Source organism: Micromonospora sp. LOL_023 (assembly GCF_048060115.1).
Classification (GTDB): Bacteria; Actinomycetota; Actinomycetes; order Mycobacteriales; family Micromonosporaceae; genus Micromonospora_E.
In genome coordinates this window covers 1-17,864 of sequence record NZ_JBHMIM010000023.1, presented here as the reverse complement: position 1 = coordinate 17,864, position 17,864 = coordinate 1, and the positions used below count along the sequence as shown (strand labels likewise).

Below are 17,864 nucleotides of genomic sequence, written 5' to 3'. Positions count from 1 at the left end.
CCCGCTCGGTGGATCCGGTGCACGCGACACCGGACCCGACGGACGCGTCACCCAATGCCGACGGTATAGAGGTTTCGGTATATAAGACTGCCGAGCCGCCCCGCATACGATCCCATCGATCGATATCCCGATCGTCCACCCGCGACCCAGAGGGCCACAAGCCGACGCGGGTGTCCGCATTGAGGAAAGGACAGGGATGACAGTTCTCCGTACCCACAGCCGCCGGCTGATGCTGGTCGGCTGTGCCGCCGCGGTCGCCACCGCACTGATCGGCAATCCGGCCGCCGCCGCTCCGGCTGGAGAGATCCAGCTCGCCGGTGGCGCCACCGCGGTCACGGACAGCTACATCGTGGTACTGAAGGACGCCGCCGTCGCCGGCAGGGCCGACGCGGCCCGCGCCGCCGCGGTCGCCGACCGGGCCGGCAGCCTCGCCGGACAGTACGGTGGTGCCGTCAACCGGGTGTTCGGCACGGCGGTCAACGGCTTCGAGGCCAAGCTTTCCGCCTCCGCCGCCCGTCGACTGGCCGCCCACTCGTCGGTGGCGTACGTCGAGCAGAACCACACCGTGTCGATCGCCGCGACCCAGACCAACCCGCCGTCCTGGGGCCTGGACCGTATCGACCAGCGCAACCGTCCGCTGAACAACTCCTACACGTACCCGAACACCGGCAGCAACGTCACCGCGTACATCATCGACACCGGCATCCGTACCACCCACAACGACTTCGGTGGACGGGCCCGCGCCGGCTACGACGCCTTCGGCGGCACCTCGGCCGACTGCAACGGCCACGGCACCCACGTCGCCGGCACGGTCGGCGGCACCGCGTACGGGGTGGCCAAGGGCGTGAGGCTGGTGGCTGTCCGGGTGCTCAACTGCTCCGGCAGCGGCACCACCGCCGGTGTCATCGCCGGCGTCAACTGGGTCACCGCCAACGCCGTCAAGCCGGCCGTGGCGAACATGAGCCTCGGCGGCGGCGCGAGCAGCACGCTGGACAGCGCGGTGGCCAGCTCCATCTCCTCCGGCATCAGCTACGCGGTCGCGGCCGGCAACTCCAACGCCAACGCCTGCAACTCCTCGCCGGCCCGGGTCGCCAACGCCATCACGGTCGGCGCCACCACCAGCACCGACGCCCGGGCGTCCTACTCCAACTACGGCACCTGCCTGGACATCTTCGCGCCGGGGTCGTCGATCACCGCGCCGTGGTACACCAGCAACACCGCCACCAACACCATCAGCGGCACCTCGATGGCCGCCCCGCACGTGGCCGGCGCCGCCGCTTTGGTGCTCGGCCAGTTCCCCGCCTACACCCCGGCGCAGGTGACCAGCTACCTGGTCGCCAACGCCACCACCGGAGTGGTGACCAGCCCGGGCACCGGCTCCGCCAACCGCCTGCTCTTCGTGGTCAACTGACCTCACGGCCTGGCTGACCCACCCGACGAATCGAGCAGTGCGCGCGGCCCCCGGGAACCCCCAGCGCCCGGGGGCCGCACCTTGTCCGTCCGTCGGCCACCCTCGGCCACCGGTGGCCGACGGTGGCCGACGGTGGCCGACGCGACGATGCCGCGACGAAGATCAGTCGTCGTGACGGTCGTCGTCCCGACCCCGCCGGTCGTCGTCGCGGTCGTCGTCCCGGTCGCCGTCGCCGTCGTCCCGGTCGACGTCCCAGATGTCGCCCGTGGTCCGGTCGACGTCGAGATCCCACTCGACCGCGCCGGCCCTGATCTCGACCTCCCAGACCGGCCGGCCGTCCTCATGGTCGCGTTCGATCTCGGTGACCCGGCCGCCGCCGACGTGGTCCAGCGCGATCCGCTTTGCCTGCTCGACGTCGATCGGAGCAGTGGTGGTGGTGCCGTCCTGGCGACTGCGTGCGCCGGTGCCGGCGGTGCCGGTGCCGGTGGTGGCGGCCGAAGCCGGTGAGACGGTCGCGTCGACCGGGCGGGCGGGCGTGGCCGCACCCGACGTCTGCTGCGCCGCGGCGCCGAGGGCCGTACCGGCCCCCGCCAACGCCGCCACCACACCGACGCCGGCCATCACGATCACAGACTTGCGTGCCATCTCGAACCTCCTGGTGTCGTCGTGTCGACGTGAAGGTTCGCGCGACGTCCGATAGCGGCGCGCTGTACGAGCGCTAAGGCCCGGTTAAGGCCGGGCCGGTGGTCCCAGCCGCAGCGTCACGACGGTCCCGGGCGACCCGCTGGCCAGCTCGAGGCGTCCGCCGCTGGACATCGCCGCCCGGGCGGCGATGTCCAGACCGAGTCCGGTTCCACCGGCCGGGGAGACGCCCCGGCCGGCCAGCCCGGCCGGCATACCCGGACCACGGTCGGTCACCACCAGCGTGGCCCCGGCGGCGGCATCGCCGTGCGCCACCAGGGTGACCGCGAAGCCGGTCCCGTCCGGCGTGTGCGCGAAGACGTTGCCCAGCAGCGCGTCGACGGCGGCGGCCAACTCGTCGGCGTCCACCCCGACCGGCAGCGGACCGGGCACCAGATCCATGCTGACTGTCCGGCCGGTGTCCTCGGCCAGCACCGACCAGAACTCCACCCGGTCGCGGACCACCGCCGCGGCGTCGGCTACGGCGGCCCGGCCGGGGATCGCAGCCGGCCCGCAACTGCGCCGACGCGCCTGACGGATGAGCGCGGTGACGGCGCGCTCCAACGAATCCACCCCGGCGGTCACCCGAGCCGCGTCGGCGGGCTCGGGCAACGATTCGGCCTCCAGCCGCAGCGCGGTCAGTGGAGTACGCAGCCGATGTGACAGGTCGGCGATCTGTTCCCGCTCGTCGCGCAGCAGTTCCTGGATCCGCGCGGCCAGGTGGTTCAACGCGCCAGCGACCTCGCGCAGCTCCGGCGGGCCGCCGGGCTGTGCCCGGGCTGACAGTTCCGCGTTGGCCAGCCGGTGCGACACCGCCGACAGCTCGGTGATCGGCGCCACCAGACGCCGGGCCAGCCGGTCGGCGACCAGCAGGCCGACCAGGACCAGTACGGCGCCGAGCCCGGCCAGCACCGCCCACGCCTGGCGGACCCCGCGCTCCAACTCGGCGGCCGGGACAAAGGCGCGGATCACCGCCGTACCGTCGGGTCGGCCCTGCACCGCGACCAGGATCTCGCGTCCGCCGGTGCCCGCCGCAGTCAGGCTGCGGCCATTGCCGGCCAGCTCGACCGCCGGGGTCGGTGCGACCTGGTCGCCGAGGACGGTGCCGTCGGGCAGGTAGACCGTGACCGGACGGTCGGTGGTGGCGGTCAGCTGGTCGATGGTCAACCGCAAGGTGGCGGCATCGGCGGTGCCGACCAGCGACACGATCGACTGGACGTCCGCCGTGGCGGCGACGATCGCCCGGTCCTGCGCGACGGTCCGCAGCAGCAGTGCCAGCGGCACCAGGAACGCGACCAGCACCAGCGTGGTGGTGGCGGCGACGAGCAGGGTCAGCCGGCGTCTCACGGCGCGCCGTCCGGAGCGGCCAGGCGCACCCCGACCCCGCGTACGGTGCGCAGGTAACGTGGCTGACCAGCGGTCTCGCCGAGCTTGCGGCGCAGCCACGACAGGTGGACGTCGACGGTCTTGTCCGCGCCGCCGTACGGCACCCGCCACACCTCGGTGAGCAGCTCCCGTTTGGTGACCACCTGTCCGGCCCTGGCCGCCAGGTAGTGCAGCAGATCGAACTCGCGTGGCGTCAGCTCCAGCCCGGCGCCGGCCAGGCTCGCCTGGCGGCTGCGGGCGTCGATGTGCAGGTCGCCGACGCGAACCGCGTCGTCGGTCGACTCGCCGGCACCCCGCCGCAGCACCGCACGGATCCGGGCGTCGAGCTGCGCCGCCGTGAACGGCTTGACCACGTAGTCGTCGGCGCCGGCGTCGAGACCACGGACGATCTCGGACTCGTCGTCGCGGGCGGTGGCGATGATCACCGGGACCCGGTTGACCGCGCGCAGCATCCGGAGCATCTCCAGCCCGTCGAGGTCCGGCAGACCCAGGTCCAGGACCACCAGGTCCGGCCGGTCGTCCAGTGCGTGCTGCAGTCCGGCCATCGCGCTGTGCACGGCGGCGACCGCGTGTCCGCGTTCGCGCAGCGCCCGCATCAGCGGGGTACGGATCGCCAGGTCGTCCTCGATGAGCAGCAGCCGGGCCACAGCAGTGCACGCTACCCGGCCGCAAGATCGGCAGCGGCCCGCGTTAACGGTTCTTTATACGCCCCCGGCGTTGCCGTTAACGCTGCTCGGGGCATCATCGCGGGATGAACCGTCGAGTCCTGCTCGCCGTCGCCGGCTGGTGCCTCGCCGCCGTCGTGGCGACCCTGATCGGACTGGCCGCGCTGCGGGTGGTCGGCGAAGGGTTGACCGGCGGTCCGGCCGGCGAGGTGCTCAGCCAGGAGGAGATCGCCCACGACCTCGCGGCCGCGCCGACGGCGGCCTCGGCCGCGTCGGGTGCCGTCCCGCCCGGTTCAGGCACCGCATCTGCACCGCCGAGCGCCGCCCCGCCGTCGGCGTCGCCGGGTGCCGGTGGTCCCGAACCCTCGCCCACCGCCACCGCCACCCGCCAGGTGGCGGCCACCCCCGGCGGCACCGTGGTCGCCCAGTGTGCCGACGGGTTGGCCAGTCTGGTCTCCTGGGCCCCGGCGCAGGGTTACCGGGCGATCGACGGGGACCGGGGTCCGGACGACGACGCAGAGGTGAGCTTCCAGGGCCCGGCCGGGGAGTACGAGGTGACCGTCGGCTGCGTCGCAGGCCGGCCGGAGATCACCTGGGAGTTGGACGACTGATCCGGCCCGGGTCACTGGTAGCGGCTCGAGTTGACCGACCAGTCGTAGGTGGCACGGACCCAGTGCCGCCGGGTGGCGACCAGCCGGACCACCGCTGGCGGCGCGTCGGTCAGCACGTCGGCCTGCAGCCGCAGGAACTGGGCGAGGCCGTCGTTGAACCGCTCGGCGGCGTCGAGGAGCGCGGAGGCCGGGTCCCGGCCGGTCTCGTGGGCGATCACAGAGGCCAGATTGTGCTGGTCCTGGCCGTGTTCCTTGGCGTAGGAGAACAGGTCGTTGCACCAGCAGACCAGATCCGCGGCGACAGTGTTCAATTCCGCGAGCTTCGAGTCAACTCGGTGACGGGAATGCGGCAGTCCGCTTTCGGCGAGGTCGGTGAGCGCGAAACTGGGCAGTACCGCGCCGGTGTGCCGGCGCATCTGTACGTACTCGGCGATCGCCGGCACCCGGCCCTGTTGACGGTTGCTGGCTTCCCAGAGCAGGGCGAAGAGGTAGTGGTGCAGCGAAGCGGCGAATCGCAACAGGACCCCGGGCTGGCCGAACCGGCGGATCCGGAAACAGAGGTCTGCGAGCGCGGCCGCCAGCGGCGCGGGCCCGTCCTCCGTCGGGCCGGCCGGTGCCCCGTACCGGTCAAGGACCTGCATCAGCGGGCTGATCACCGGCGAGACCCGGCAGGGGTCGGCGCCGAGGCCGTCCTCGTCGCAGACGTCGTCGAGCGCGAACAGCCAGGTGATCAGGTCGCTGAGCAGTTGCGCGCGGGGCGGGTCGGCGTACGGCGCGGCCCGCGCCGCGAGTTCGGCGGCGTTGGCCCGCCGCAACCGGAGCGCGGTGTGCGGCTTGGTGATCAGTCCGAATTGGTCGGCCCAGCCGATCGAGGACTCGGCCATCGTCGACTGGTGCGGGTTGGCCCGCGGACGGAACGGCGGCGTCACCACCGACGCCAGCGCGAACGTGGGCATGCGACCTCCAGCCGGGCGCCCGGGGGAGGGGTGGCGTACCGGTGTGATCATCATCGCGGTCGGCGCCCGCTGCGGCGAGTGCCGCCGCTAGAAGCCGAAGCCGGCGTTACGCAATCGTTCTTCGATCGTCGCCGGACAGTCGATCTGGACCTGGGCCACCCGCTGGCGGCCGGTCAGGAACATCACGAGCTCACCGGGAGCCGCGCTGATCAGTACGGGGTCGCTGCCGGTGCCGGTGGTCACCTCGCCGTAGCCGTCGGCGACCACCCGCACCGCGCCGTCGAACCGGCGCAGCCGCAGCTTGCTGACCCCGACGACGCGCTTCCACAGCGCCGCCTGCTCGCCCGGCGGGATCTCCCGGGGTTCCCAGCCCTGCTGGGCGCGGCGGACGTCCTCATGGTGGATGAAGAATTCCATCAGGTTGACGAGCTCGTCGGTGATCGGGTTGCTCAGCGGGCTCCACACCGGCGGCTGGCGGACCATCTGTACGAGGTCCGGGAACGGCCGGGCGGCCAACTCCGTCCGGACGCGTTCGCTGTATCCGCGCAGTACCGGCAGCCAGATGCCCGGACCCGCGTCAGGGCGTCGTTCCCGCACCACCAGATGCGCGGCGAGGTCGCGCGTCGTCCATCCATCGTTGATGGTGGGAGCATCCGGGCCGACCGCGAGGAACAGGTCGGCGAGGGCTTGACGTTCCATCTGTGCAAACCGCGCCATGTACCGATCCTAGGGGCGCGGCCCGGGTGGTGCCGGGGAGTCGGCCATTGGGCTCGATCGGCGACATCTCGGGCCTGTGGCGGTCGCCACAGTCACCGCTTCCCGTTGGCGTTGGCGACCGGTAAGGACAAGATTTGAAGTTCAGGACTTACAGTCGGGGGAAGTGTGGCCAATCGAACAAGCCGTGACGTGCTGCTGCGCGGGCTGTGGGTGCTCGGTCAGGGCATCCGGGAACAACCCGGATTGTTCACCCTGGGCGTCGGCGGCAGCGTGGTGTTCGGGCTGCTCACCATCGCCAGCGCGTACGTGGTCGGTGCCATCGTCGGTGAGGTGGTCGTTCCGTCGATCGAGACCGGGCGGATCGAAGACGGGTTGCTGGCGGCCGGCGGTGCCGCCCTGCTGGCGGTGAGCGTCGTCAAGGTCGTGGGCATCTTCGGCCGTCGCCTCGGTGCCGGCTTCATGCAGTACCGGCTGCAGGCTTCCTACCGGCGTCGGGTGACCCGGCGCTACCTCGATCTGCCGATGTCCTGGCATCAGCGGCACCCTACCGGCACTCTGCTGTCGAACGCGAACTCCGACGTCGAGGCGACCTGGTTCCCGGTCGCCCCGCTGCCGTTCGCCGTCGGGACCGTGGTGATGCTGTTCACCGCGATCGCCGCCCTGTTCGCGACCGACTGGGTGCTAGCCATGGTCGGACTAGCGGTGTTTCCCGCGCTGTTCGCCCTCAACGTCGTCTACTCGCGTCGGATGGCGCCGCGCCAGGTACGGGCCCAGCGGCTGCGGGCTGAGGTCAGCGGGATCGCCCACGAGAGCTTCGACGGCGCGCTGGTGGTCAAGACCATGGGCCGGGAGGCCGAGGAGACGGTGCGGTTCGCCGACCGGGCAGCCGAGCTGCGCGACGCGCTCATCTCCGTCGGCCGGCTGCGGGGAATGTTCGATCCGCTGCTGGAGACACTGCCCAGCCTCGGTACCCTCGCCGTGCTGCTGGTCGGGGCCGTCCGGCTGCAGCAGGGCGCGGTCAGCATCGCCGACCTGGTCAGCGTCGCCTTCCTGTTCACGGTGCTGGCGTTCCCGATCCGTGCGATCGGCTGGGTACTGGCCGAACTGCCGCGCAGCGTCGCCGGCTGGGACCGGCTGCGTCATGTGCTGATCGCGACCGGTGAGATGCCCTACGGCGACACCGAGCTGCCGGTCACCGCCACCAGCCCGGCGGACCTGGTCTTCGACCGGGTTTGGTTCAGTTACCGCCCGCCCGCCACCGAGGCCGTCGGCCCCGCCACGGTGGGTTCCGGCCCGGATCCGGCCGCCGATCCGACGGCGGAAGCCACTGCTACCACCGTGCTGCCGCCGGTGCTGCGTGACGTGTCGTTCACCGTGCCCGCCGGACGCACCGTCGCGTTGGTCGGCCCGACCGGCTCCGGCAAGTCGACCATCGCGGCGCTGGCCGCCCGGCTGGTCGACCCGACCGGCGGGCGGATCGCCGTCGACGGCGTCAACGTCCGGGAACTCACCGCCGAATCGTTGGCCCGGACCGTCGCCCTGGTCGCCCAGGTGCCGTTCGTCTTCGACGACACGGTCCGGGCCAACGTCAACCTGGACCGGACCGGGCTGACCGACGAGTCCGCCTGGTCCGCGCTGCGGCTGGCCGAGGCGGACGGCTTCGTCGCCGCCCTCGACGGCGGACTTGACACGATGGTCGGTGAGCGCGGCACCACGCTGTCCGGTGGTCAGCGGCAGCGGCTGACTCTGGCCCGGGCACTTGCCGGGCACCCCCGTCTGCTGGTGCTCGACGACGCGACCAGTGCCGTCGACCCACGGGTCGAAGCGGCGATCCTGGCCGCGCTGCGGGCCGCCGAGGTCGCCACGTCGATCCTGGTCGTCGCGTACCGTCGGGCGACCATCGCGCTCGCCGACGAGGTCGTCTATCTCGACCAGGGCCGGGTGGTCGACCACGGTACGCATCAGCAGCTGCTGGGCCGCTGTCCCGGCTACGCCGATCTGGTCACGGCGTACGAGCAGGCGGAGGCGGAGCGGGAACGTGACCGGGCCGGTCTGCCCGACGTCGGTGGCCCGTCGCTGACCGCACAGGTGACAGCGTGAGCGCGAGGAGTGAGCTTGCGAGCCCCGCAGTCGCGAACGGAAGGCTGGACCTGTGAGCGCGAGGAGTGAGCTTGCGAGCCCCGCAGTCGCGAACGGAAGGCTGGACCTGTGAGCGCCCCTACCGTGGACCGGCCGGCGCGGTCGGCCAACCCGCTCGCCGCTGACGAGGGTCGCACCGAGTCGACGTGGCGAACGCTGCGCCGAGGGTTGGCGTTGTCGCCCGAGCTGCGGATCGGGCTGGTCGGCACCCTCGCGTTGGCGTTGGTGTCGATGGTCGGGCGGGCGGCGATCCCGGTCGCCGTGCAGCGGGCCATCGACGACGGGTTGCGGGCCCCGGGTGGACCGGATCTCACCGTCGTCGGCTCCATCGTCGCGATCACCGGCGCGGTACTGGTCGTCACCACCGTGGCCGGCTACTTCATGATGCGTCGGCTGTTCACCGTCAGCGAGACCGCCCTGGCGGCGGTGCGGACCAGGGCGTTCCGACACGTCCACGACCTGTCGATGCTGCATCAGCAGGCGGAGCGGCGTGGTTCGCTGGTCAGCAGGGTGACCAGCGACGTGGACCAGATCACCCAGTTCCTGCAGTGGGGCGGGGTGATCCTGCTGATCAGCACCGGCCAGGTGGTGGTCACCGCGATCGTGATGGCGGTCTACTCCTGGCAGCTCACTCTGGTGGTCCTCGCCGCCTTCGTGCCCGCGCTGCTGATCATCCGCGCGTTCCAGCGGCGACTGGCCGCGGCGTACGGCGTGGTCCGGCAGCGGACCGGCGCGTTGCTCGCCGCCGTCGCCGAGAGCGTCGTCGGCGCGGCGGTGATTCGGGCGTACGGGGTGTCCGGGCGCACCGCCGGCCGGCTGGACGAGGCGATCGAGGGGCAGCGCCGGGCTCAGCAGCGTGCGCTGCGGACCAGCGTGATCAGCTTCTCGGCCGGCGAGATCGCGGCGGGTCTGGCGCTGGCCGGCGTGGTGGTGATCGGCGTGCGGATGGGAGTGGATGGTGGCCTGACGGTCGGTCAGCTCACCGCGTTCCTGTTCCTGGTGACGTTGTTCATCCAACCGGTGCAGATCGCCACCGAGGTGCTCAACGAGGCGCAGAACGCGATCGCCGGCTGGCGCCGGGTGCTGGATGTGCTCGACGTCGAGCCGGACGTGGCCGATCCCGGCGGCGAGGGCGTCGCCTTGTCGCGTGGCCCGTTGGACATCCGGTTCGAGCAGGTGTGCTTCGCCTATCCGGGCGGTCCGCAGGTGTTGTCCGACGTGACGCTGGAGATTGCGGCGAAGACCCGGGTGGCGGTGGTCGGGGAGACCGGCAGCGGCAAGACGACCTTCGCGAAGCTGCTCACCCGGTTGATGGATCCGGTGTCCGGCCAGGTGCTGCTCTCCGGGGTCGTGCTGGACCGGGTCCGGTTCGACTCGCTGCGCGCCCGGGTGGTGATGGTTCCGCAGGACGGCTTCCTGTTCGACGCGACGGTGGCACAGAACGTCCGCTTCGCCCGGCCCGAGTTGACCGACGAGCAGTTGGCGGGGGCCTTCGTCGAACTGGGCCTGGCCGACTGGGTCGCCGGCCTGCCGGAGGGGGTGCACACGCCGGTCGGCGAGCGCGGCGAGGCGCTCAGTGTCGGCGAGCGGCAGCTGGTGGCGCTGGTCCGGGCGTACGTGGCGGACCCGGATCTGTTGGTGCTCGACGAGGCGACCAGCGCGGTCGACCCGGCGACCGAGGTGCGGTTGCAGCGTACCCTCGACGCGGTCACCCGGGGGCGTACCACGGTCGCGATCGCGCACCGGTTGTCGACCGCACAGGCCGCCGACGAGGTGATCGTCGTCGACCGGGGCCGGGTGGTGCAGCGTGGCCCGCACGAGGACCTGCTGGCCGATCCGGACTCGGTCTACGGCCGGTTGTTCGCGTCCTGGCTGGAGCAGACCCGCTGACCCAGCCAGGTCCGCGTACGGGTGGCGGCCGTGGCGGTCGGCCTCAGCGGGAGTAGAACTCGACGACGAGTTGCTCGTCGCAGATGATCGGGACCTCGCTGCGGGCGGGCTCGCGGACGAGGGTCGCGGTCAGGTCGGTGAGACTGACCGACAGGTACGGTGCGCCCGGTCCGTCGCCGGTGTGCGCTCCAGCTGCGGCGAGCTGGAACGGCGGTTTGGTCCGGCTGCGGTCGCGGACCCGGACGGTCTGTCCGGGGCGCAGCCGGTACGAGGGGCGGTCCACCTTGGTGTCGTCCACGGCGAAGTGGCCGTGGGCGACGAGCTGTCGGGCCTGGTAGATGGTCCGGGCCAGGCCGGCCCGGTGCACCACCGCGTCGAGTCGCCGCTCCAGCAGGCAGACCAGCGCTTCGCCGGTCTTGCCGGTGCCGCGTACGGCGTCGTCGAACGCCCGGCGCAGCTGGGTCTCGCTGACGTTGTACTGGTGGCGTAGCCGCTGCTTCTCCAGCAGCCGCACCTGGTAGTCGGAGGGCTTGCGGCGGGCCCGGCCGTGCACGCCCGGCGGATACGGCCGGCGTTCGAAGTACTTGGTGCACTTGCGGGTCAGCGGGATGCCGAGGGCGCGGGAGATTCGCGCCTTGGGACGTGGGTGGTTCACGTGGACGTCTCCGGATTCATAGGTTAGCCTGCCCTCACTAAGGTGAGCCTAACTGATCTCGGAGGTCCGTGTCATGCAGCCCAGCCCCGCAGAGATCGCCCGGACCCTGGCCGCGGGCCGGTTGCCCGGCACGGCCCACATCGCCTGCCGCCCCGGGCCGCACGCCGTCGCGCACGCCGCCGACCCGATGGGCCGGATTCTGATCCTCGCCAACGACACGACCGATCCGATCGCCGCCGCGTTGCGCCCGGTGGCCGGCACTGACGACACCGCGATGGTGATCGAGGTGACCGACGTACCGCCGGTGGCCGGATCTCCGGTGCACGGCCGACTCTGGGTGTCCGGCTGGATAAGGCCGCTCGACGGCGCGTCGGCCCGACTGGCCGCGTTGGACTACGCCGACGTGCACGCCTGCGGCGACTTGCTGGACGTCGGCCGCGGCGCGACCATCTTTCGGATGGAGGTGGCCGAGGTCCGGATCGAGCGCTGCGGCGTCACCACCGACGTGGACCCCGACGAGTACGCCGCCGCCGAACCGGATCCGCTCGGGGCGATCGAGTCGGACCTGCTGGTCGACCTCGCCGATCACCACCAGCCGGAGATGACCGCGTTCATCCACCGCCAGTTGCGCGACGCCGGTCGGAACTCAGCCGGTGCGGACCCGCGCGTCGTCCGCCTGGACCGGTACGGCTTCGTCGTCTCCCTCGGCGTCGACGGCCCCCGGGCCCGGCTGGCGTTTCCCGCGCCGATCGCCGACCGCGCCGAGCTCGCCCGGCTGCTGCACCCGGTGCTCTGCCGGCGCTGTACGTCGACGACCGCAGGGTCCTGACCGCCCCGGGCGCGCATGGCGGTCAGCGGCCCGGTGCCATCGCGGTCACCTCGCCGGTGAGGTAGCGCTGGATGGTCGGGCCGACCGCCGTGGCCACCGCCTCCGGTGCCATCGATGCGAGCGGCTCCAAGCGGAGTACGTACCGGGTGACCAGCAACCCGGCCATCTGCGACGCGGTCAGCGACATGCGCAGCGGCACCTCGGCCGGGTCCAGCTCCAGCTGGCTCAGCACCCGGCGCAGGATCTGGGTGGTGACGAACTCGCGCATCAGCCGTGCGGTCCAGTCGTTGCTCAGCGCCGAACGCAGCAGCGCCAACGCGGCGACCCCGGCGGGTGAGTCCCAGACGCCGAGCACCAGCCGGACCAGGCGCTCGCCGACCTGGTCCGGTCCACCGGCGAACGCCTGCGGTAGCAGTTCACCCGGATCCACTGGGGCGTCCATCGCGGCCAGGAACAGTTTTTCCTTGGTGCCGAAGTAATGGTGTACCAGCGCCGGGTCCACACCGGCAGTGGTCGCGATCGCCCGGATCGAGGCCTGGTCGAACCCGCGCTCACCGAAGATCTGCCGGGCGGCGGTGCGGATGGCCTCGCGGGTGTCGGGATTGCCCGGCCGCCGCCCGGTCCGTCGTACCATCGGTCGCGCTCACTCCTGTCACAGGTCGGCCGTCGCCGCCGTGGGCCGGTCGGCTGCGGCTCGGCCGGTCGGCCGTGGTCCGGTTGGTCAGCCGCTGCGCCGGCGCAGCGTGCCGGCCGCCAGCGCCAGCGCCGCCAGCACCGCGCTGGCGACGACCACCACGTCCCGCCAGAACGTGGTGGTCGGTTCGACGTTGGCACCGATCTCGGTCAACGCCGACACCGCGTACGACAGCGGCAGGACGTTGCTGAGGGCTTCGAGCCAACCGGCCATCTGGTCACGGGCGACGAACAGCCCACAGAGCAGGATCTGCGGGATCACCACCACCGGCATGAACTGTACGGCCTGGAACTCGGTGCGGGCGAAGGCGCTGCACAACAGGCCCAGGGCCACCCCGAGCAGGGCGTTGAGCACGGCGACGAGGATCACCAGGGCGGGGCTGCCGGCGGTCGACAGGTCGAACAACCAGTACGCCGCACCGGCCGCGACGCTCGCCTGCACCGTGGCGGCCAGGCCGAACGCGATGCCGTAGCCGAACAGCAGGTCCAGCTTGCCCAGCGGAGTGGTGAGCAGCCGTTCCAAGGTGCCGGTGGTGCGCTCGCGCAGCATCGCGATGCTGGTCACCAGGAACATGATCACGAAGGGGAAGACGCCGAGCATCACGAGCGCGACCCGGTGGAACATGGCGGGCTGCCCAGGCGCGGCGGGTTGGTCGCCGTACATGTAGTAGAGCAGGGCCAGCAGCAACGTCGGCACGACGATCAACAGCGCGACCGTACGCCGGTCGTGGCGCAGTTGGCGCAGCACGCGCCCGATGGTCGCGGCGAGGATTCGCGGATTCATCGGGTCCCTCCGGCGGTGCTGCTCGGGTCGGCACTGGCCGGGTCGGCGGGTCGCAGATCGCGGATCAGCCGCAGGAAGGCATCGTCGAGATCGTCGGTGCCGGCGGCGGCGCGGATCGCCGCCGGGGTGTCGTCGGCGATCAGCTGACCGTCGCGGATCAGCAGCAGCCGGTCGCACCGACCGGCTTCGTCCATCACGTGGCTGGAGACCAGCAGCGTCGTGCCGGCGGCGGCCAGGGCGTGGAAGCGGGCCCACAGGTCGGCGCGAAGCACGGGATCCTGGCCGACCGTCGGCTCGTCGAGCACGACCAGCTCCGGGCGGCCGAGCAGCGCGCAGGCCAGCGAGGCTCGGCTGCGTTGGCCGCCGGACAGTTTCCCGACGAGTTGCCCGGCGGCGGGGGCGAGCCCGACGTCGGTGACGGCCTGATCGGCCTCGGCGCGGGGCAGGCCGTAGAGCGCGGCGAAGTACCGGGCGTTTTCCGCCACGGTGAGGTCGGAGTAGACGCTCGGCGCCTGGGTCAGATAGCCGACGGTACGCCGTAGCGCGGGGGACCCGGCGGGCCGTCCGAGGACCTGGACCTGCCCGGAGCGGACCGTCTGTACTCCGACGACCGACCGCATCAGGGTCGTCTTGCCGCTGCCGCTGGGCCCCAGTAGACCGGTGACGCTGCCCCGGCCGACGGTGCAGGAGATGCCGTGCAGGACACGGCGTCGCCCTCGTTCGACCACGAGGTCGTCGATCTCGACGACGGGTTCCATGGTGCCTCCCTAATTCATCATGCGTTGAACTCAACGATAGATGAATTGTGCGCCCGGCCGTCGACCGGCATTCCCCGTTCTCGGTGGCGTAGGTCACCGCGGCTATCTGGATGCCTGCTGAGCAGCAGCTCGATCTGGCCGCAGCCGAAGACACCCCGGTTGCTGGCCGGCGGGACCTTTGGTTGTTGTCAACTCCAGGCTGAGCGGAGACGTCTCGCTGCCCGGCCCGCCAGCATCGCGGGCGGGCGGTCGCACATTTTGGGAGTCGGCTCCTACTCGGCGGCCAGCTGCTGCGCCAACCGATCCAAGCCACCCCGGATCAGCCGCCCGTACGCGTCGTCGCCGAGCGCGCCGATCCCCGCGCGGGCGTGCGCGAGGCACTCGCGGGCCCGGTCGAGGTCGCCGAGCTTCCGGTGGCACTCACCCAGGTTGAGATACAACGACGGGTACAGACCGGCCACCGACACCGGCACCCCGGCTCGGGCCACCCGGGCCTCGGTGAGCAGGTCGGCCGCGGCCAGAGCCCGCTGGTCCCAGAGCAACTCCTGATGGACGTCGTCCTGCACGTCCGCCATCGAATGCGCCAGGACGCAGACGTGCAGCGGGTCGCCCTGCTCCCCGCCGATGTCGTCCCAGATCTGCGCGAACAGGTCGCGGGCGGCGTCCCGCTGGCCCTGCTGATGGTGCAACTGCACGCCCTCGTTGATGCGGATTAGCGTCGCATCGGTGAACATCGGCCTGCTCCTGTGTGGCTGCGACCTGAGACCCTGGACGGGTGCACACGCCAGCAGAAGCTACCGTGACTGTCAGCGAGGCCGCTTGTCGGGTCGGGCTCAGTACGCACACCCTGCGCTGGTACGAGCAGGAAGGGCTGGTCGCGCCGGTGGCGCGGGACTCGGCCGGCCGCCGCCGCTACACCGACGCCGACATCGGCTGGTTGGTCCTGCTGACCCGGTTGCGACGCACCGGGATGCCGGTGCGGGACATGCGCCGGTACGCGGAGCTCGCCAGACAGGGCGACGACACGTTGCTGGACCGCGTCGCCCTGTTCGAGCAGCACCGGGCGCGGGTGCTGGCCCGGATCGACGAACTGCAGGAGGATCTGGCCGTCCTCAACTTCAAGATCGACGCCTATCGGCAGATCGCCGGCGATCGCTGACGTCGACCGGTGCGGGTCGCGGTCGGCAGACCGCGACCCGCACCACCGGGGATCAGATCGCCAGCAGGCGGTCCAGGAATTCGCGGTAGTGCCGCAACGCCATCCGCATCGACTCGGTGTCCGGTAGCTCGCTGTGCCGGTGGGGGTCGAGTTCGAGCTGCTCGGCGAGCAGCCGCTCGGCCAGGGTACGGACAGTGTGCGCCACCAGCGACTGGGCCTGCATCACGGCGACATCGGGTTCGTCGACGAACCGGGCCTTGATCTCGTGCCACTCGTCGCGTAGGTCGTCGGCGGCAGCCTCGCTCCAGATGGTGATCGGCGGCATCGACACGTCACCAGGCCGCTTGGCCGGCGCCGAGTCGGATCCGGCCGCCGCCGACTCGTCTACTGCCGACTCGTCTACTGCCGACTCGTCTACTGCCGACTCGGTCTCCGCCGCCGGTTCGGTGTCCGCCTGCCCGTGCGACTCCTGCCCGTGCGACTCCTGCGTGTCAGCGACTGGCTCGTCCGCCGCCAACGCGTCCGCCGCCGGTTCGGTGTCCGACCCGACGGCTGGTTCGACCTGCTCGTCAACTGTGGTCAACACTGCGGCTCGCTCCTCGTCCTGTTCGTCGTCATTGTCGTTGGTGACCTCGTCGTCGGTGGTGGCCGGGTCGCCGACGGCGCCCGGTGCGGTAGCGGCTCGCGGCTCGACATCGTCCTCGACCGTCGGGTCGGTGTCCACGACCGCGTCAGTGCTGTCCGGGTGCTCGTCGGTTGCCGTGGTCCCCGGTTCGGCGTTCGCCGACAGGCCGGTCTCCTGATGCTGCGCCGCGTCGGATTCCGGCGCGTCGGGGTCGCGCAGCGCGACCTCCGCGTCGGCATCGGACGCAGCGGCGTCCGCGCCGGCCCGGGCCTCGTCCGCGCCGGCCCGGGCCGGTCGGTCGGCCGGCGGTTCGGGTGCCGGCAGGTGGGTGACGCCGCCGAGCAGTTGGGTCGCGATCGGCGGCAGCGGGCTCGGGCCGCGTCGATCGGCGGAGTTCGGCACGATCAGCGGCATCTCGGTGGTCGCTTCAGTGATCGGGCTCGCGCCGACGACGTGCCGGGGAGTGGGAACCGCGGTGCCGTGGACCGGGGCCGCCGGACCGGAGTCGTCCGGTCCCGCCGGCCCCGGATGCTGAGAGGTGGGCATGGGCTGCATCGATGATCCTCCGTCCGCGTCGGCGGTTGACCCGATCGGCGGTGCCTGCCGGTGTCGTCCGCGCGTACGTGTGGCTGGGGTGGTGCGCCGACTCGCCGTACCGGACCGGTAGGGCAGGCCGGACGGACACGGGTGACCCGCTCTGGCAGGGAGCCAGAGCGGGGTGTGGTCGGCGGGTGTCGGAACCGGGGCGGGGCGGAGTTCGGTGTGGTGCGTGACCGCAGACCTGGACCGTGTCGGCGCATCGCCAAGGTACTACTCCCGCCACACCCGCACGACCCCCGAACCGCCGTTTTCGGCCGACCGGGAGTTGCCGGGTGTGTACAATCGACGGCGAATTCGCTGATCCAGGATGATACGTCAGATGACGACCGAGATCAGCATCGAGCAAGGGCCGGCTGGCGGGGTCGGTGGGTACGTTCAGGATGAGCAGCTGATCGTGTTGCTGGATGGGACATGCGGCGAAGTGCTGCGTACGCGTGGACGGTTGCAAGAGGTCCGGGAACGAGATCCCGACCAAGTGCGGGAACCCGGATCGATGCGATCGGCGGGTGCGCCAATGTTGCCCCCTGGGCACACGGCTTCCTGCCCTCGCGCGGCACCGGTCATCTGGTACGCCGAGGCGCGTAGTGAGGCTGGCGGGGGAAACCCCCTGATGTTTGGTCAGCGTGGGTGGCCCGCCGGGCCCCGCCCGTCGGCTGTGGAAAGGTCTACCGTCGGCGAGGAAGCACACCCGGCAGAAATGGGGAGATCGGTCCTGGTATCTGTGACGGGTGGTCGAAACCCGCTGGAGCGCCGGGCGGTCGGCGTAGCCTTGGCGGAGGTCACGCTGGGCGCATCCGTCGAGGTGGAGACGGCACCTCCGTCGATGCTGTTGACCATGGGGTACGGACCGCTGCATCGCCGGACACCGTCGACAACGATTGCTGGGCGCGTGCGAGTGGATGCTCGATGAGCGCGCTGAGGTGAAACCGCGACACCGGGGTGGGAACGACCGAGTCACGAAGGTTCGCAGCCACCTGACCTGGTACCACTGCCCTCTTGGTTCGCCGCCGCTTCCCGCACCGCCCGCGCTGGCACCGGCCACGTCGACTCCGATGACACCGGTGGTGAAGATGTCCGGCCGGGACCTGGGCGATGCCGACCTGCTGCCGCGGTCCTGCCGGGCGATGCTCTACGACGCCACCGGCTCGGCGATCGACGGTGCGCAGCCGCGACGATCCCGAGACCTTGGTGCCCGAAGAAGTGACGTTGGTGCCCGAAGTAGTAAGTGAGCCATCTTGGATGTCCAGATTCCGTCGTGGCTGAATCATATTTTGGAGTTCTTCGTCGGTCAGCGGTGGCCGGTCG

The 17,864-nt window shown here is 71.4% G+C and carries 17 protein-coding genes; 6 read left to right on the top strand and 11 right to left on the bottom strand.

The window, feature by feature from the left end:
- Nucleotides 1-196 precede the first annotated feature (196 nt).
- Nucleotides 197-1,411, top strand: a complete 1,215-nt coding sequence (locus ACFHVL_RS14525) for a S8 family peptidase (RefSeq protein WP_416628314.1) — start codon at nucleotides 197-199, stop codon at nucleotides 1,409-1,411.
- A 162-nt stretch (nucleotides 1,412-1,573) separates the two neighbouring features.
- On the opposite strand, the gene ACFHVL_RS14520 is transcribed toward ACFHVL_RS14525, so the two are convergent.
- The 3 genes from ACFHVL_RS14520 to ACFHVL_RS14510 form a co-directional block, all read right to left on the bottom strand.
- The gene (locus tag ACFHVL_RS14520; protein WP_416628313.1) at nucleotides 1,574-2,056 is read right to left on the bottom strand and encodes a PepSY domain-containing protein; all 483 of its coding nucleotides are present in this window, start codon (nucleotides 2,054-2,056) and stop codon (nucleotides 1,574-1,576) included.
- Between the two features lie 84 nt (nucleotides 2,057-2,140).
- Nucleotides 2,141-3,439: a sensor histidine kinase gene (locus ACFHVL_RS14515; protein ID WP_416628312.1), complete on the bottom strand. Its 1,299-nt coding sequence runs from the start codon at nucleotides 3,437-3,439 to the stop codon at nucleotides 2,141-2,143.
- The gene (locus ACFHVL_RS14510) at nucleotides 3,436-4,125 is read right to left on the bottom strand and encodes a response regulator transcription factor (RefSeq protein ID WP_416628311.1); all 690 of its coding nucleotides are present in this window, start codon (nucleotides 4,123-4,125) and stop codon (nucleotides 3,436-3,438) included. Before ACFHVL_RS14510 ends, ACFHVL_RS14515 begins: the two co-directional genes overlap by 4 nt.
- 104 nt (nucleotides 4,126-4,229) lie before the next feature.
- On the opposite strand from ACFHVL_RS14510, the gene ACFHVL_RS14505 reads away from it, so the two are divergent.
- A complete protein-coding gene (locus tag ACFHVL_RS14505; protein ID WP_416628309.1) occupies nucleotides 4,230-4,754 on the top strand; it encodes a septum formation initiator in 525 nt (174 codons plus the stop codon).
- 11 nt (nucleotides 4,755-4,765) lie between these two features.
- On the opposite strand, the gene ACFHVL_RS14500 is transcribed toward ACFHVL_RS14505, so the two are convergent.
- Together ACFHVL_RS14500 and ACFHVL_RS14495 are read right to left on the bottom strand one after the other, a co-directional pair.
- Nucleotides 4,766-5,710 carry a terpene synthase family protein gene (locus tag ACFHVL_RS14500; protein ID WP_416628308.1) on the bottom strand — a complete coding sequence of 315 codons (945 nt, stop codon included), beginning with the start codon at nucleotides 5,708-5,710 and terminating at the stop codon, nucleotides 4,766-4,768.
- 87 nt (nucleotides 5,711-5,797) lie between these two features.
- On the bottom strand, nucleotides 5,798-6,427 hold the full coding sequence (locus ACFHVL_RS14495) for a TIGR03085 family metal-binding protein (protein WP_416628307.1): 630 nt from the start codon (nucleotides 6,425-6,427) through the stop codon (nucleotides 5,798-5,800).
- A gap of 165 nt (nucleotides 6,428-6,592) precedes the next feature.
- Between ACFHVL_RS14495 and ACFHVL_RS14490 the strand changes: the two genes are divergently transcribed.
- Together ACFHVL_RS14490 and ACFHVL_RS14485 are read left to right on the top strand one after the other, a co-directional pair.
- The gene (locus ACFHVL_RS14490; protein ID WP_416628306.1) at nucleotides 6,593-8,527 is read left to right on the top strand and encodes an ABC transporter ATP-binding protein; all 1,935 of its coding nucleotides are present in this window, start codon (nucleotides 6,593-6,595) and stop codon (nucleotides 8,525-8,527) included.
- A gap of 123 nt (nucleotides 8,528-8,650) precedes the next feature.
- Nucleotides 8,651-10,456, top strand: a complete 1,806-nt coding sequence (locus tag ACFHVL_RS14485; RefSeq protein ID WP_416628394.1) for an ABC transporter ATP-binding protein — start codon at nucleotides 8,651-8,653, stop codon at nucleotides 10,454-10,456.
- Between the two features lie 43 nt (nucleotides 10,457-10,499).
- Here the strand turns inward: ACFHVL_RS14485 and rpsD are convergent, their stop codons facing one another.
- The gene (gene rpsD / locus ACFHVL_RS14480; protein WP_416628304.1) at nucleotides 10,500-11,111 is read right to left on the bottom strand and encodes a 30S ribosomal protein S4; all 612 of its coding nucleotides are present in this window, start codon (nucleotides 11,109-11,111) and stop codon (nucleotides 10,500-10,502) included.
- A 73-nt stretch (nucleotides 11,112-11,184) separates the two neighbouring features.
- Here rpsD and ACFHVL_RS14475 point away from each other — a divergent pair, with 73 nt between their 5' ends.
- On the top strand, nucleotides 11,185-11,940 hold the full coding sequence (locus ACFHVL_RS14475; RefSeq protein WP_416628302.1) for a DUF2470 domain-containing protein: 756 nt from the start codon (nucleotides 11,185-11,187) through the stop codon (nucleotides 11,938-11,940).
- Nucleotides 11,941-11,962: 22 nt separating this feature from the next.
- Here ACFHVL_RS14475 and ACFHVL_RS14470 read toward each other — a convergent pair whose 3' ends face one another.
- The 4 genes from ACFHVL_RS14470 to ACFHVL_RS14455 all read right to left on the bottom strand — a co-directional run bounded on the left by ACFHVL_RS14470 (nucleotide 11,963) and on the right by ACFHVL_RS14455 (nucleotide 14,909).
- Nucleotides 11,963-12,574, bottom strand: coding sequence for a TetR/AcrR family transcriptional regulator (locus ACFHVL_RS14470; RefSeq protein WP_416628300.1), 612 nt, complete (start codon nucleotides 12,572-12,574; stop codon nucleotides 11,963-11,965).
- Nucleotides 12,575-12,661: 87 nt separating this feature from the next.
- Nucleotides 12,662-13,417, bottom strand: coding sequence for an ABC transporter permease (locus tag ACFHVL_RS14465; RefSeq protein WP_416628298.1), 756 nt, complete (start codon nucleotides 13,415-13,417; stop codon nucleotides 12,662-12,664).
- A complete protein-coding gene (locus tag ACFHVL_RS14460; protein ID WP_416628296.1) occupies nucleotides 13,414-14,175 on the bottom strand; it encodes an ABC transporter ATP-binding protein in 762 nt (253 codons plus the stop codon). Before ACFHVL_RS14460 ends, ACFHVL_RS14465 begins: the two co-directional genes overlap by 4 nt.
- Nucleotides 14,176-14,447: 272 nt before the next feature.
- A complete protein-coding gene (locus ACFHVL_RS14455; protein ID WP_416628294.1) occupies nucleotides 14,448-14,909 on the bottom strand; it encodes a hypothetical protein in 462 nt (153 codons plus the stop codon).
- Between the two features lie 65 nt (nucleotides 14,910-14,974).
- Here ACFHVL_RS14455 and ACFHVL_RS14450 point away from each other — a divergent pair, with 65 nt between their 5' ends.
- Nucleotides 14,975-15,334, top strand: coding sequence for a MerR family transcriptional regulator (locus ACFHVL_RS14450; RefSeq protein WP_416628292.1), 360 nt, complete (start codon nucleotides 14,975-14,977; stop codon nucleotides 15,332-15,334).
- 52 nt (nucleotides 15,335-15,386) lie between these two features.
- Here ACFHVL_RS14450 and ACFHVL_RS14445 read toward each other — a convergent pair whose 3' ends face one another.
- A complete protein-coding gene (locus ACFHVL_RS14445; RefSeq protein WP_416628290.1) occupies nucleotides 15,387-16,514 on the bottom strand; it encodes a hypothetical protein in 1,128 nt (375 codons plus the stop codon).
- Between the last annotated feature and the right edge of the window lie 1,350 nt (nucleotides 16,515-17,864).